The 17,827-nt window shown below is 27.8% G+C and carries 3 protein-coding genes; all 3 read left to right on the top strand.

The window, feature by feature from the left end:
- Window positions 1–1,272 (top strand): hypothetical protein (locus ACW95P_RS01230; protein WP_457961409.1); only part of this gene is annotated, 1,272 nt, incomplete at its 5' end.
- Window positions 1,273–1,588: 316 nt separating this feature from the next.
- Complete coding sequence (locus ACW95P_RS01225) at window positions 1,589–9,424, top strand: coiled-coil domain-containing protein (RefSeq protein ID WP_457961408.1); 7,836 nt, start codon at window positions 1,589–1,591, stop codon at window positions 9,422–9,424.
- Between the two features lie 310 nt (window positions 9,425–9,734).
- Complete coding sequence (locus ACW95P_RS01220; RefSeq protein ID WP_457961407.1) at window positions 9,735–17,528, top strand: hypothetical protein; 7,794 nt, start codon at window positions 9,735–9,737, stop codon at window positions 17,526–17,528.
- Window positions 17,529–17,827: the final 299 nt, after the last annotated feature.

Raw genomic sequence — 17,827 nt, 5'->3', positions numbered from 1 at the left:
AATGAAGTTGATAAAGCTGATTTTGCAAATAAAGTAAAAGAAGTCGATCAAAAAGTTAAAGATGCACTTAATACATTAAAAGAAATTGAAGACACCATTAAAAAACTTGAAGACACTAAAGCAACAACAAATTACAAAGTCGCTAGTGATGAAAAACAAAAAGTTTTAGATGATGCTTTAAAGGAATTAAAAAATTTAAAAGATAGTAATTTACTAGATGATTCAACATCAACAAAATTAGCTAATGCTAAAACCAAAGCAAATGATGCTTTAGGTAGTTTAGATGGAAATACAAATCTTCAAAAAGCAAAAGACAAAGTTGACACTTTTATACATATTCCTCAAACTGATCGTGATCAAGCGCGCGATAATTTACCAACTACATCATTAACTGATTTAAATCAAAGAGTGAAAGATTTAAAAGATATCAATGACACAATTGGTAAAAATAAGGATATTATTGATAAACTTCCAAATATTAACCAAGATACTAAAGATAAATTTAAAACAGATGTTGCTGTAATTGATTGAAATAAATCAAAAGATAAAAATATTAAAAATTCAAATGATGTCAAAGACACCGTAGTTGCTTTAAGTGATAAATTTGTTGACTTTAAGGCGGATCTTGATGAATATTTATCTATTCAACAAACTCCAACTTATACAGCTGCAACTAATAACAATTTAGTTAATCAAAAAGTTGTTGATGCAATTAACAAAATTCTTTCTACAATTGTTACAAGTGCTGCTGATGTTACTACAGTCAATAATTTTAAAAATGGTATTAGTGTAACTGATATTAATGCGTCTTTAAAAACTATTGAAGATGCAATTGCTGATCTAGATGGTAAAGCAGAAGTAGAAAAAGCTAAAACCAAATTGGCTGACAAAATTGCAAATGATACAAAATATAAATATTTATCACACGCTACAAAACATAGCTTACGAGAAATGATTAATGCAATTAATAGCAATCAAAATGATTGAGATACAAAATTAAGAGAAGTGGTTACAATAGCTGATCGGGCATTTCAAACAGCAAATGCAATTGATCAAGAAATTTCTAAAGCGAAAACAAATGGCGATGTTGATAGCGTTGTTGAATTAAAGGGGGCTAAAGAAGGTGATTTAACTAAAGTGGTTACTCATCAAAACCCAATAACAAATAACAATTCCAAACCAAACAAAATATGATGATTATTATCATTAATTGCAATTATTCCAATTTCAGTCTTGGGATTCTTTGCAGCTAAATGAAGAAAAAGACATTAATAAAATAATCTTAAATTTTTAAATATTCCTAAATGTATTTTCTACAACTAGGAATATTTTTTATTTATGAAATTTTGGTACAAAAGCTAAATAATGATAAAATTTTCTGCAAAATCTTAATTATTTGCATTTTTTTATGGCTATTGCTATATATATATATATATATATATATATATATATATATATATTAAAATATAAAAACACCAATACTATAAAGTCTTAATTTTGAATCTAAATTACTTAAATATTATTTAAAATAAAAAATTAAAAATTTTGTAAATACATAATATTGACAAAATTTTGAAAGTGAGTTTTTATGCAGAATTTAAAAATTAAAAATAAAACAAAAAAAATAGGTGGGTTATTTGTTTTATCTACTTTTTCTTTAATTTCATCTTTTATTACTTCTGTTTATCCCGTGGATAAATATCCTGCAGAGTACGTAACTCATGCTTGGAATGATAGCGGTACATGAAAAGAATGGATCAGAAGAAGTAGATATACTTATTTAACAGAAAACCAAATTAATTCTATTAACTCTACTTTTGAACTTCCTAGAGATCCTTATAGAAGTACTGAAGATGATTATAGACTAAGAGCTCATGTTAAAGGCTTGAATAATCGAATGATGTGATTAAGAACTATATTTAACGAAATTTGGCCTCAGTACAATAGTTCTAGTTCTCAGTTTTATAAAAATTATATTAAAGACCCTTCTTATACAAAAAAAGGCAAAATAGAAAGATTGTTAATAGATGCTCAAAAATTTATGACAGAAACAGATAATACAGGTTTTTATGATATTGAAAAAATAGGAAATGATATTATTGAAGCATGAAATAATCTTGATGGTTTTGCAAAACTTTTAAAAGAAAGAGTTAGTTCAAAAAGAAGTTTAACTAACGCACAAAAAAGTGCATTAAATCTAAAAATAGATGCATTAACTAATTCCAAAAAAGGAAATGTAAAAAATAATGTAAATACAGAATATTTTAATTCTGTAAAAGCTAATGAAAAATTAATTGATGACCTAGATACAGCGATGCAACAATTAAAAGCAACAATTAATGAATATAAGGCTAAAAAAATTGATCCCAAATATGTTTATGCAACACCTAGAACCAAAAATTCTTTTGATAATGCGATAACAAATGGGGAAAATATAACAAATGAATTAAACGTTGATGCCATAAATAATTTAAGACAAGAAATTATTAATAAATTTAATTTGCTAGATGGTTCTGATAAAAAAATTAAGTTAAAACAAAAATTATCAACAGCTCCATTTAATGAATGAAATGCAGCAACCATAAAAACAATTGAAGATGAAATTGATGCAGCTACTACAGATAGCCAATTAGATAATCTAAGCAATAAACTTGATACAGTTGGAGAAGAATACACTAATGCAAAAGCATCATTACAAGAATTAGAAGAATACAAAACAGATAGAAGTTCAGAAGCTGATTATCGTTTAGCAGATGAAGATAAAAAAGCAGATTTTAATACAAAATTAGCAGATTTAAAAAATAGATTAGATAATGCTAAAAGCACATCGGGAACAGATTTTTGAAATAACACTTCAAAATCTGATTTTGGTGCTATAGCAACAGCTGCTGAAACTGCCAAAAATAATTTAAATGGGCGAGAAAATAAAGCAGAAGTTGAAAGAATTATTAATGATTCATTAACCAACATTGATGATACTACAAAATCAGAAGCCGAAACTAAAATAGGAAATGCAGCCGAAACACCTAATAAAGCTGCACTTGAAAAAATTAAAAACGATTTACAAGCAGCTAATGATAGCTTCGATGCCTTAAAAAACAAATTAAAAGAATATACCGATCAAATTGGTAAAGTTAATCATAATCTTGCTACAGACTACACTAGAATAGATAATGAAGTTATTAACGCTTTAAATTTAGTTATGGATGCTCCTAAACTAGATTTAATTAGCAATAGTACAAATCTTGAAGGAAGAAAATTAATAGCAACTACTGGTGCTCAAGTTCAAGAGGCAATAAATTCGATTAATACATCCATCGGTAAGCTAAATGGTGAAGAAAATTTAAAAAATCAAAAGCAAGAAAAAATTAATGAAGCTAAAACAGCAATTGAGGATTTAACTCATTTATCAACAGCTGAAAAGAAAACTTTTACTGATAAACTTTATGAACTTAATATTAATGATGCTACAGAAACATTAACTAATTTTCAAACAAAAATAACACCAATTAAAACAGCAGTAGAAACTTTGGATAATTTAAATAAAGCTAAAGCAAATTTAAAAGCAAAATTAAAAATCAATCCGCTTGATAAATTAAATGCAACAACTATTGCAGCAATTGAGGCCAAAATTGATGCTATTACTGCTATTGATCAATTAACTCCAATCGAAACTCAAGCAACGGAATTAGCTAGTAAAATTGATGATTTAAAATCAGAAATTGTCAAAATGAAAGCAGCTCAAGCAACAGAAAATTATACTCTAGCTTCAGCTGATAAAAAGTCTGCTTTTGAAGCAGCTTTAGCAACATTGGAAGCCAAGGTAAACACAGATAATATTTATGATGAAACAGCTACAACATTACAAGGTTTTGTTAGAGAAGGAGCTGAAAAAACTGCTGCATTAGATGGTTTATTAAATAAACGTAAACAAGAATCCAGGGATAAATTAACTACTTCACCATTAGTTGAATTAAACACTGCTACAAAAAGTGCAATTGAAGCAGCAATTAATAATGCAACTAATAATTCGGAACTAGATTCACTAGATAGCAAAGCTTTAAATATTGCTGAAGCATTTAAAACTTTAAAAGATAAGGTTGCTGAATTAGAGCCATATAAATCAAATGCTGATTATAAATTAGCAGATGATGCAGCTCCTAATAATTACAAAGGTGAATTCGATACAAATTTAGCTGCTTTAAAAAATGAATTAACTAAAACAACAAGTATTTTAGATGAAAATCCTACTACAATTAATAATCTAGTTACATCAGCAATAAAAGCAAAAGATGATCTAAATGGAAAAGAAAACTTAGAAGCAGTTAAAAAAGAAATTGCTGATAATTTAAATCATTTAAGTTCTTCACAAAAAACGCAAGCAACAAATAATGTTTCTGATTTAACGAAAGTTGATTCAAAAGCAGCTTTAAAAGCAGCTGAAACACTATTTACTAATATTAATAGCGAACTTGGTAAAGCTAAAACAACTTTAGATGGAGTAAGTAATTTAAAACCTACTGAGAAAACAACGTTTTTAACAAATCTAGAGGCAATTGATATTAGTGATCTAACTGAAGATCAAGCTAAAGTTAAAATTAATGAAATTACATTAGAAGCTAAAAAAACAGGCTTAATAAATGTAGCCTTAAATGAAGTTGATGGTTTAAGTCATTTAGATGATAAATTAATTGAAAAGATTAAGACTAAGTTAAATGATTTTGATAAAACTAATACTGCAGAAAATGAAACAACTTTTAAAGATAAAATTGATGAAATTTTAAATAAGGCCAAAACTTTAAATGATAAATTTGGAGATGCAACTAGTGGAATTGTTAAAGCATTTAATGATTATGTTGCAACAGTTGGAACAACTAAATATGATGAAGCTACAAATAAAGATGAACAAAATAATATTGTTTATAGTTCTTTAAGTAAAGTTTTTACTCCAACAGTCACAGCACCTTCGCCACTAACAAATACTGAAAATATTGATACTTTAAAAATTGGATCTGGAATAGAAGATGCTTCTAAAGATTTAATAACATTACTAAATGAATTAAACAATAATGCTGATGATGCAGTTACTAAAATTAATAAAGCTAAAACAGATTTAAATGGTGAAACAGTTTTAGCTGATAATATCGCAAAAAAGAAAAAAGAACTAAGCGATTTAATAAATGATGCTTCTAAATTTGGGGAATTAGCTCAAGATGTTAAGGATACTATTTTAGCCACAATTAATGGAGTGGGTAATACTAAAGCAGATTTAGATAAATTAAATGATCTTGAACCAAAAATTAATGCAGCTGCAGAGGTTGTCAAAAAACTTAATGAGAAAATCGCTGATTTAGAAGCTAAAAAAACTGATAAAAATTACAAACTGGCAGATGATGCTAATCAAAAAGCCTTTGATAAATTAATTGATGATTTAAAAGAACAATTAAAAGAAGATTTATTTGATAATGCTAAAAAAGATGTTGCTTTAAATCTTGTTAATACCACAACCGATACTCTTGCTAATAGTAAATTAAATGGAAATGATAATTTATTAAAAGCGATTGAAACAGCAAAAAAATTAGATAATTTAAGTTCTGATCAAAAAACTCAAGCTGAAACTAAATTAAATGATTTTGACAAAATTAATGATAGAGCAAAATTACAAACTGCAGAAAGCACATTAGTTGCAATTGATTCTAAATTAAAAGTTGCCAAAGATACTATTAATGATTTACCGCATTTAACAAAAGCTACAAAAGATAAAGCAATTGAAAATTTAGGAAAAATTGATATCACTAATTTAACATCCGATCAAGCACAAGCTGCAATTGATAATATTGTTAATCCAGCTACAACATTAAATACTTCATTGGAAGAAAAATTAACTAAATTAAAAGAAGTGTTAAAAAAATACACTGATACAATCAGCAGCCAAAAACACGATGTCACTCAAAATGTTAATAATATTGATCAAGCTATTTTAGATGAATTAAAAAAAGTTTTAGCTGACATTACAGATACTGCATTATCTAATACTTACAATATTGATGGCAAAAAATTGAAAACCAATGATTTAACAGCTCTTGATAATACAATTTCTTATATTGAAACAGCTTTAACAAATTTAAATGGTGATACTGAAATTACAAAAGTTACCGATAAATTAGCGGAAGATACTTGAAATAATTTAAATGATGCTACAAAAAATTCAATTAGAACTGCTGCTGAAGGATCTGCATCTTATGATCAACTTCAAGAAGTTGTGACAAAAGCTAATCAAGCTGTAACTGATAATGAAACAATAAAAAATGAAATCGCTAATATGAAAGCTATAAAAGATTCTCCTAATTACAAATTAGCGGAACCAGCTAAAAAAGCTGAATTTGATGCAAAATTAATAGAATTAGAAACAAAATTAACTTCAGAAGATCTTTACAATAAAACTCCGGCTGAAATGGTAACAATTTTAGAACCATTAAAAAATGCACATACTGCATTAGATGGTGATAATAATAAAACAAAAGCACTAGCTGATGTTAATGGATTAACAAATATTCCAGAGTCAACCCAACGCAACTCAATAACTTCTAAAATTAATAATTTAGCTGAAATTGATAGTAAGGATAAATTAGATAAATTAGTTGCAAAATTTAGTGCAATTAACACAAAAATTGGTGATGCAAATACAGAAATTGAAAAATTAGATCACTTATCTCAAGAGCTACAAAATGAGTTCAAAACAAAAATAGCTAATATTGATGTTGAAGCTGAGCAAAGTGCAACTGAAACTAAAATTCAAACTCTTGTCACCGAAGCTCAAGCAATTAATTCTAAGTTTGATGAATTAAAAACAGCAGTGGCAAATTATAAATCAATTTTTCCTGAGCCAAAATATACTGAAGCTACAGCTGAAAATAAAACCACTCAAAATGATAAAGTAAAAACAGCTTTAGAATCAGTCTTAAAAGATAAAACTTATTCAAATGTTGAATCAGATTTAGAAGAATTAACAAATGAAACATACAAAACTGGAACAACTTTAGCTTCAGCAGAACAAGCAATTAATAAAATTAAGGATGCTCTTGCTTCGTTAAATGGGTTATCACAAGTTGAAGAAGAAAAAGACAAAGTTAAAGCTAAAGTTAATGATGCTGATGGAATTTACAATAAATTAAATGATGATACTAAAAATGCTATTTTAGCTGACTTAGATAAACCGGAAAATGATACTAAAGCTGAAATAAATGCAATTGATACCAAAGCAAGTCAAGCTTTGGATGTTTCTAATAATTTAGCAGCTAAAATTGCTGAATTAAAAGAATACAAAGATAATAAAGATTACAAATTATCTAATCCAGATAAAAAACAAGCTTTTGATGCTGCACTAGCTAAATTAGAAGAACAAGTAAGCAAAAATTTATTTGATGATACAATTCGTGCAGAAACAGAAGCTGCAATTGATGCCGCAAATAATGCTAAAGATGATTTAAATGGAAATGAAAATTTAGCTGCTGCTAAAACAATAATTGACGGTTTAACCCATTTATTATCCGATACTAAAACAGCAATTGCAACTGATTTAGATAACATTGCTAAATACCGTGATAAGGAAGCATTAGATGCCGCAACAGCTAAATTTAGTGCAATTGATACTAAAGTTGGCGAAACTGTAACTAATATTGATAATTTAGAACACCTTTCACAAGTAGCTAAAGACACTTTTATCGCTGAAGCAAAAACAATTGAGACTAATGAAGGCCAAGCGACTATAGAAGCTAAAATTGCTGCAGTTGAAGCTAAAGCAACTAATGTTGATAGTAAATATGGGGATTTAAAAGCTGCTTATGATGCTTATAAAGCAGAAATGACTAAAGCAAATTATGTGGATGCTACTGAATCTATCAAAACAGCTCAAGATCAAAAGGTGACTTATGCCACTGCTTCTGTTTTAGATGCAACAACCGCACCAGGACCAACCCAAGATTTATTAGGTGATATTAAAACAAATATTAGTGCTGAGCAAGTTGAAGCAGCGACTGAGCAAATTAGACAAGCTTTATCTGCGCTAGATGGAAATGAGAATCTTGCAGATTTAAAAGAAAAAGTTACAAAAAAAACTGAAGCTGATGGTGAATTTAGTACTTTTAGCGAAGCAACAAAAAATGCAATTAAACAAGAAGTGACAGATGCTGAATTTATGGCGCAAGTTAATGATGTTGATCAAAAAGCAACGGCTGCTCTTGACACTTTAAAAGAAATTGATGAGACCATTAAAGCATTGGAAGCAGCTAAGGCAACTACAAATTACAGTGTTGCTAATCCAGAAAAACAACAAGCACTAGATGCTGTTCTAAAAAGATTACAAGATTTAAAAGCAACTAATTTATTAGAAGCAACAGCAAAAACTCAATCCACTGAAGATAAAATTGAAGCCGAAAAAGCTATTGCCGCTTTAAATGGAGACCAAAACTTAAAAGCTGCTCAAGACAAAGTTGATACTTTTATTCACATTCCTAAACCACAGCGTGATCAAGCACGTGATAATTTACCAACAACTTCACTAGCTGATTTAAATCAAAGAGTTAAAGATTTAGAAGAAATGAATAAAGCAATTGAGGTAAATAAAGAAAAAATCGATAAATTAGTAAATTTAAATGAAACAACTAAAGATGAACTAAAAGAAGAAGTTGCCAATATTGATTTATCAAAACCAAAAAATGAAAATATTGAAAATTCTAATAAAGTTGTTGAAACTGCCGTTGATTTAAATGCCAGATTTGCTAAATTTAAAACAGATCTTGACAATTATTTATCAGTTAAGCAAACTCCAACTTTTACAGCAGCAACTAATAAAGCTGACCAAGATGCAAAAATTGTGAATTTAATTAATAGTATCTTATCAAGTCCGGTTAGCGATGTTAGTCAAGTTACAACAAGTAACACTTTTAAACATGGTCTTAATGCCGCTCAAGTTGATGCTACTTTAGCCGCAATTCAAACTGCAATTGCTGAACTAAACGGAAATCGCGAAGTTGAAAACGCTAAGACTAATACTATAGAGGAAATTTCTACAACAGATAAATATAAAACTTTATCAACAACTAATAAACAAAATCTTGAAGAAATGATTAATAAGGTTCAACCAAATCAAAATGATTGAAAAACTAGATTAGTTAATGCAACTTTTGAAGCTAACAAAATGGCACAAATTTCAAATAAACCTAATTCAGAAGGCGATTCCGAAGTTACTCCAACTAATCCTGAAACTTCACAAATTGATACTAAACCACAAACTCCACCAACCGAATTAAAGGTGACAACAAATAATAAACTATATTGATTATTTTCTTTGTTAGCAATTATTCCGATTAGTATTTTCTGATTCATTTTAGGAAAACGTCGCAAAAACAAAAAAGATGAATAAATAAAATTTTAATTAAAATATTCCTAATTACATTTTTGTAACTGGGAATATTTTTTTGAATTTTTTTAAAATAAAAAGTTTAAATTTACTAAAAATTTTCTACAAAATAAAAATTATTTTAAAACTTATGCACTAATGCCTTTATATATATATATATATATATTAAAATTTGAAGTATTCAATTAGATTGTGTTTAAAAATTAGTAAAAAAATTTAAAAATACTATATTAATTTTTTCGTTACTATTCTAAATTGATTGTTGTAGTTTAAATAAAAGTTAAAATATTTTTTAGAAAATAGAAAGATTATAATGAAAGCCAATAAAAATAAAATTTTAAAAACTGCTGGTTTATTTGTATTATCTACCATTCCATTAACTGCTTCATTTATTACTTCTTCTTATCCTCATGGCACAGGAGTTAGTTATCCAAGCGATTTTGTTACAGGTGTTATGAAACCTACTTGAGAGCAATTTATTAGGGATCAAAAATATAATTACATAACTCCGCAACAAACTAGAAATCTTGCTAGGTTACCACACACAATTGATAATAGATTTTTTGTTAAAGGTTTAAACAACAGAATGCACTGATTATTAGATATCAATGTTTTAATGAACAGATTAATATCAGATGCATCAATTAAAAAAAATTATGATTTGGCAAGTTCTGATAAAAAGAAAGAATTTGATGATCAAAAAGCAATTTTAAATAGATTTATTAGCCAAGGTCAATCTACAGATCACGATAGTATAAGTAAATTTGGTTCAAAGGTCTTCAAAGTTTGAAATTCATTAAATGGTTTTGCTAATGACTTAAATTCCAAAATAAATTCAAAAACAAACTTAACTTCTCAACAAAAAGAAGAATTAAAAAAACAAGTCGATAGATTAAATAATTCTAAAATAGATGAAAATGTAAATAAAGTTAATGATTGATATAAAAGTGAAGTTAGCAAAAAAGAAACTTTGATAAATAATCTTGAAACTGCAATGCAAGAATTAAAAGCTACCATTAATGAATATAAAGCTAAAAAAACGACTGCTAAATATGTCTATGCAACGCCCAGAACTAAAAATCCTTTTGATAATGCAATAACAAATGCTGAAAATGTAACTAATGAGTTAAATGTTAATTCTATAAATACATTAAAGCAAAAAATTATTAATAAATTTAATGCATTAGATGGTTCAGATAAAAAAGTTAAATTAAAAGAAAAATTAGCTACTTCTCCATTTAATGAATGAAATCCAGCAACACTAAAAAAAATTGAAGATAAAATTGAAGCGGCTACAACAGATAGTCAATTTTCTGCTATTGAATCAAAATTAGATACAATGGGGGCGGAGTACATTAATGCAAAAGATCAGTTAAAGGATTTAGAAGAATATAAAATTAATGTCGCTTCAGAAATTGATTATCGTTTAGCGGATGATGCTAAAAAACTTGATTTTAACACAAAATTAAACAAATTAAAAAACAAGCTTGAAAATGCTCGAAATGCATCTGGGTTAGATTTTTGAAATGATACTTCAAAAGCTGATTTTGGCACTACTACAACAGCAGCAGAAAGCGCTAAAAATGCTTTGAACGGTCTAGCTAACAAAGAAGCTGTTAAAAATTTCATTATTAATTCATTACCGAATATTGATGAAACTACAAAATCAGAAGCAGAAACTAAAATAGATAATGCAGCTAAAACACCTAATAAAGCCACACTTAATAAGATTAAGACTGATCTTGAAGCGGCTAACAATAAATTTGATGCTTTAAAAACTAAATTGAAAGAATATACCGATGAAATCGGGCAGGTTAACCATGCTTTAGCCACTAATGTGACTAATTTAGATAAAAGTGTTATTGATGATTTAAATCTAGTTATAGATACACCAAAATTAGATTCTATTAATAATGGGACAAATATTAATGCACGAAAATTAATAGCAACTACTGGCGACAAAGTTCAAGTTGCAATAGATGCAATTAATACCGCACTTGGTAAATTAAATGGAAAAGAAAATCTAAAAAATCAAAAGCAAGAGAAAGTTAATGAGGCTAAAGCAGCTATTGGTGGATTAACTAATTTATCTACAGATGAAAAGAAAACTTTTTCTGATCGTCTTGACAATCTTGATGTTAATGATGCTACAGAAACATTAGATAATTTCGAAACAAAAATAACTTTGATTAAAAAAGAAGCACAAAACTTAAATGATTTAAATAAAGCTAAAGCTGATTTAAAAGTAAAATTAAAAAATGCACCTTTTAATAAATTAAATATACCAACTATTTCAGTAATTGAAGCTAAAATTGGAGCTGTTACTAAGATTAGTGATTTAGTTCCAATTGAAGCTAAAGCAACTGAATTATCTAATAAAATTGATGATTTAAAATCAGAAATCGCTAAAATGAAAACTGCCCAAGCAACTGAAAAGTATACTTTAGCCTCAATTGATAAAAAAACTGCTTTTGATACAGCTTTAGCAACACTAGAAGCTAAAGTAAGTGCTGATAATATTTATGATGAAACAGCTACAACTTTACAAGGTTTTATTAGTGATGGAACAAGTAAAACTAATACTTTAGATGGTTTATTGAATAAGCGTAAGCAAGAATCAAGAGATAAATTAGCTAGATCACCACTAACTGAATTAAATGAAGAAACAAAAAAAACAATTGAAGAAGCGATTAACGCTGCAACTAATGATTCAACACTAGATGCATTAGATGCTAAAGCTTTAAATATTGCTACAGCATTTAAAACTTTAAAAGATAAGGTTGTTGAACTAGAAGCATACAAGGCAGATGTTAATTATAAATTATCAGATGACATAGCTCCTAATAATAAAAAAGGTGGCTTTGATACAAGTGTGGTAGCTTTAAAAAATGAATTAACTAAAACAACAAGTATTTTAGATGAAAATCCTACTACACTTAATGATTTAGTTACAAAAGCAACTCAAGCAAAAGCTGTTTTAAATGGGGAAGAAAACTTAGAAGCAGTTAAAAAAGAAATAGCTGATAATTTAAATCATTTAAGTTCTTCCCAAAAAATTCAAGCAACAAATAAGGTTTCTGATTTAACTAAAGTTGATTCTAAATCAGCTTTAACAGCAACTGAAATGCTATTTACTAATATTAATATTGAACTTGGTAAGGCTAAAACAGCTTTTGATGCAATAAGTAATTTAACATCAACTGAAAAATCAGAACTTATAACAAAATTGGGTGCAATTAACATTAGCGACATTACAGAAGAACAAGCTAAAGCTGAAATTGATGAAATTATATTAGAAGCTAAAAAAACGGGCTTAATAAATGCGGCATTAAATGAAGTTGATGGGTTAGGTCACTTAGATGATAAATTAATTGAAAAAATTAAGAATGAATTAAATGGTTTTGATAAAACCAATACCACAGAAAATGAAGCATCTCTTAAAACTAAAATCAACGAAATTATAAATCAAGCCAAAACTTTGAATAATAAATTTGGAGATGCAACTAGTGGAATTGTTAAAGCATTTAATGATTATGTTGCAACAGTTGGGACAACTAAATATGATGAAGCTACAAATAAGGATGAGCAAAATAATATTGTTTATAATTCTTTAAGTAAAGTTTTTACTCCTACAATTATAGTACCTGCCTTACTAACAAATTCTGAAAATATTGATGGTTTAAAAATTGGAGCCGGCATAAATGATGCTTCTAAAAATTTAATAACATTACTAAATGAATTAAACACTAATGCTGATGATGCAGTAGCTAAAATTAATAAGGCTGAAAAAGATTTAAATGGTGAAACAGTTTTGGCTGATAATATCGCAAAAAAGAAAAAAGAACTAAGCGATTTAATAAATGATGCTTCTAAATTTGGGGAATTAGCTCAAGATGTTAAGGATACTATTTTAGCTACAATTAATGGAGTGAGTAATACCAAAAAAGATTTAGATAAATTAAATGTGCTTGAACCAAAAATTAATGCAGCTGCAGAAGTTGTCAAAAAAATTAATGATAAAATTGCTGATTTAGAAGCTAAAAAAGCTGATAAAAATTACAAATTAGCAGATGAAGCTAATCAAAAAGCGTTTGATAAATTAATTGATGACTTAAAAGATCAGTTAAAACAAGATTTATTTAATACTACTAAAAAAGATACTGCTTTAAATCTTGTTAATTCTACAACTGATGAGCTTGCTAATAGTAAATTAAATGGGAATAATAATTTAGATCAAACTATTAATGATGCAAAAGCTTTATCTAATTTAAGTAATGCTCAAAAAATACAAGCTGAAAATAAATTAAAAGATTTTGCAAAAATTGACAATAGAGTAAAATTACACGAAGCTAAAGCAACATTATCTACAATTGATTCTAAATTAAAAACTGCCAAAGATGCTATTGAAAATTTATCGCACTTAACAAGAGAAACGAAAGATAAATACATTGTAGAATTAGAAAAAATTGATATTACCAATTTAACAACTGATACAGCACAAATAGCAATTGATGCTATTGTTAATCCAGCTACAACATTAAATACTTCATTGGAAGAAAAATTAACTAAATTAAAAGAAGTGTTAAAAAAATATACTGATACAATCGGCGACCAAAAACACGATGTTACTCAAAATGTTAATAATATTGATCAAACTATTTTAGATGAATTAAAAAAAGTTTTAATTGATTTTACAGATACATCATTAACTAATCCTTATAATATTGATGGCAAAAAATTAACAACCAACGATTTGCCTACTCTTGACACTGCAATTTCGCATATTGAAACAGCTTTATCAAAATTAAATGGTGACACCGAGATTAAAAAAGTTACTAATAAATTAAATGAAACTCCTTGAAATACATTAAATGAGGCTACAAAAGAATCAATTAAAATTGCAGCTGAAGCAGCAACATCTTATGACCAACTTCAAGGTGTTGTGACAAAAGCTAATCAAGCCATAATTGATAATCAAGCAATCATAACTGAAAATTTTAATATGAAAGCTGTCAAAGATACAGCAAATTACAAGCTAGCTGATATAGCTAAAAAAACTGAATTTGATGCAAAATTAACAGAACTAGAATCAAAATTAACTTCAGAAGATCTTTACAATAAAACTTCGGCTGAAATTGCAATAATTTTAGAACCGCTAAAAAATGCTTATGCTACATTAGATGGTGATAATAATAAAACAAAAGCACTAGCTGATGTTAATGGATTAACAAATATTCCAGAGTCAACCCAACGCAACTCAATAACTTCTAAAATTAATAATTTAGCTGAAATTGATAGTAAGGATAAATTAGATAAATTAGTTGCAAAATTTAGTGCAATTAATACAAAAATTGGTGTTGCAAATACAGCAATCGAAAAATTAGATCACTTATCTCAAGAATTGCAAGATGAGTTTAAAACAAAAATTGTCAACATCAATGTTGAAGCTGAGCAAAGTGCAACTGAAGCTAAAATTCAAAGTTTGATTGATGAAGCTCAAGCAATTAATGCTAAGTTTGATGAATTAAAAACAGCAGTGGCAAGTTATAAATCAATTTTCCCTGAATCAAAATATACTGAAGCTACAGATGAAAATAAAACCGCGCAAAATGATAAGGTAAAAGCAGCTTTAGAATTAGTTTTAAAAGATAAAACTTATTCAAATGTTGAATCAGATTTAAAAGAATTAACAAATGAAACATACAAAACTGGAACAACTTTAGCATCAGCAGAACAAGCAATTAATAAAATCAAGGATGCTCTTGCTTCGTTAAATGGGTTATCACAAGTTGATCAAGAAAAAGACAAAGTTAAAGCTAAAGTTAATGATGCTGATGGAATTTACAATAAATTAAATGATGATACTAAAAATGCTATTTTAGCTGACTTAGATAAACCAGAAAATGATACTAAAGCTGAAATAAATGCAATTGATACCAAAGCAAATCAAGCTTTGGATGTTCACGATGCTTTAGTGGCAAAAATTGCTGAGTTAGAAAATTATAAAGAAGACAAAGATTATAAATTAGCTAGCGAAGCTGAAAAACAGGCTTTTGATGTAGCGCTTACAAATTTAAAAGATAAATTAACTAAAAACTTGTATGATGATACAATTCGCGCTGAAGCTCAAAAATCAATTACAGATGTGGGTGCCACTAAAGAAGCTTTGGATGGAAATGAAAATTTAGCTGCTGCTAAAACAATAATTGGCGGTTTAATCCATTTATTATCAGATACTAAAACAGCAATTGCAACTGATTTAGATAACATTGCTAAATACCCTGATAAGAAAGCATTAGATGCCGCAACAGCTAAATTTAGTGCAATTGATACTAAAGTTGGCCAAACTTTAACTATTATTAATAATTTAGAACACCTTTCACAAGCTGCTAAAGACACTTATATTGCTGAAGCAAAAACAATTGACATTAGTGCAGACCAAGCAACTATAGAAGCTAAAATTGCTGCAGTTGAAGCTAAAGCAACTAATGTTGATATTAAATATGGGGATTTAAAAGCTGCTTATGATGCTTATAAAGCAGAAATGACTAAAGCAAATTATGTGGATGCTACTGAATCTATCAAAACAGCTCAAGATCAAAAGGTGACTGATGCCACTGCTTCTGTTTTAGATGTAACAACCACACCAGCACCAACCCAAGATTTATTAGGTGATATTAAAACAAATATTAGTGCTGAGCAAGTTGAAGCAGCCACTGAGCAAATTAGACAAGCTTTATCTGCGCTAGATGGAAATGAGAATCTTGCAGATTTAAAAGAAAAAGTTACAAAAAAAACTGAAGTTGATGGTGAATTTAGTACTTTTAGCGAAGCAACAAAAAATGCAATTAAACAAGAAGTAACAGATGCTGAATTTATGGCGCAAGTTAATGATGTTGATCAAAAAGCAACGGCTGCTCTTGACACTTTAAAAAAAATTGATGAGACCATTAAAGCATTGGAAGCAGCTAAGGCAACTACAAATTACAGTGTTGCTGATCCAGAAAAACAACAAGCACTAGATGCTGTTCTAAAAAAATTACAAGATTTAAAAGCAACTAATTTATTAGAAGCAACAGCAAAAACTCAATCCGCAGAAGAAAAAATTGAAGCTGAAAAGGCTATTACCGCTTTAAATGGAGAGCAAAACTTAAAGACTGCTCAAGATAAAGTTGATACTTTTATTCACATTCCTAAACCACAGCGTGATCAAGCGCATGATAATTTACCAACCACTTCACTAGCCGATTTAAATCAAAGAGTTAAAGATTTAGAAGAAATGAATAAAGCAATTGAGGTAAACAAAGAAACAATTGATAAATTATCAAATTTAGATAACACAACTAAAAATGAACTAAAAGAAGAAATTGCCAATATTGATTTATCAAAACCAAAAAATGAAAATATCGAAAATTCTAATAAAGTTGTTGAAACTGCCTTTGATTTAAATGCCAAATTTGCTAAATTTAAAACAGATCTTGATAATTATTTATCAGTTAAGCAAACTCCAACTTTTACAGCAGCAACTAATAGTGCTACTCAAGATGCAAAAATTGTAAATTTAATTAATAGTATCTTATCAACTCCGGTTAGCGATGTTAGTCAAGTTACAACAAGCAACACTTTTAAACATGGTCTTAATGCCGCTCAAGTTGATGCTGCTTTAGTTGCAATTCAATCAGCAATTGTGGAACTAAACGGGAATCATGAAGTTGAAAAAGCTAAGTTTGACACTTTAAAGGAAATTTCTACAACTGATAAATATAAAACTTTATCAGCAACTAATAAACAAAATCTTGAAGAAATGATTAATAAAATTCAACCAAATCAAAATGATTGAAAAACTAGATTAGTTAACGCAATTTTTGAAGCTAACAAAATGGCACAAATTTCAAATAAACCTAATTCAGAACGCAATTCTGAAATTGTCCCAACCAATCCCATAACTTCACAAATCGTTACTAAACCACAAACTCCACCAACCGAATTCAAGGTGAGAACAAATAATAAACTATATTTATTATTTTCATTATTAGCAATTGTTCCGATTAGTATTTTCTGATTCATTTTAAGAAAACGTCGCAAAACAAAAAAAATGAATAAATAAAATTTTAATTAAAATATTCCTAATTACATTTTTGTAACTGGGAATATTTTTTTGAATTTTTTTAAAATAAAAAGTTTAAATTTACTAAAAATTTTCTACAAAATAAAAATTATTTTAAAACTTATGCACTAATATCTTTATATATATATATATATATATATATATATTAAAATTTACTAAATTAATATTGGATTTGCTTCATAAAAAATATTTTTGTATTTTAAATTAAAAGATATTTATTTATATAAATTATTAAAACTTATAATCACTTTATAATATATTTTTTATTTAAAAATAAA

The sequence above is a fragment of the Mycoplasma pogonae genome, from assembly GCF_054170725.1.
The sequence above is the reverse complement of the archived record's forward strand: the minus strand, read 5'-3'. Positions and strand labels throughout refer to the sequence as shown.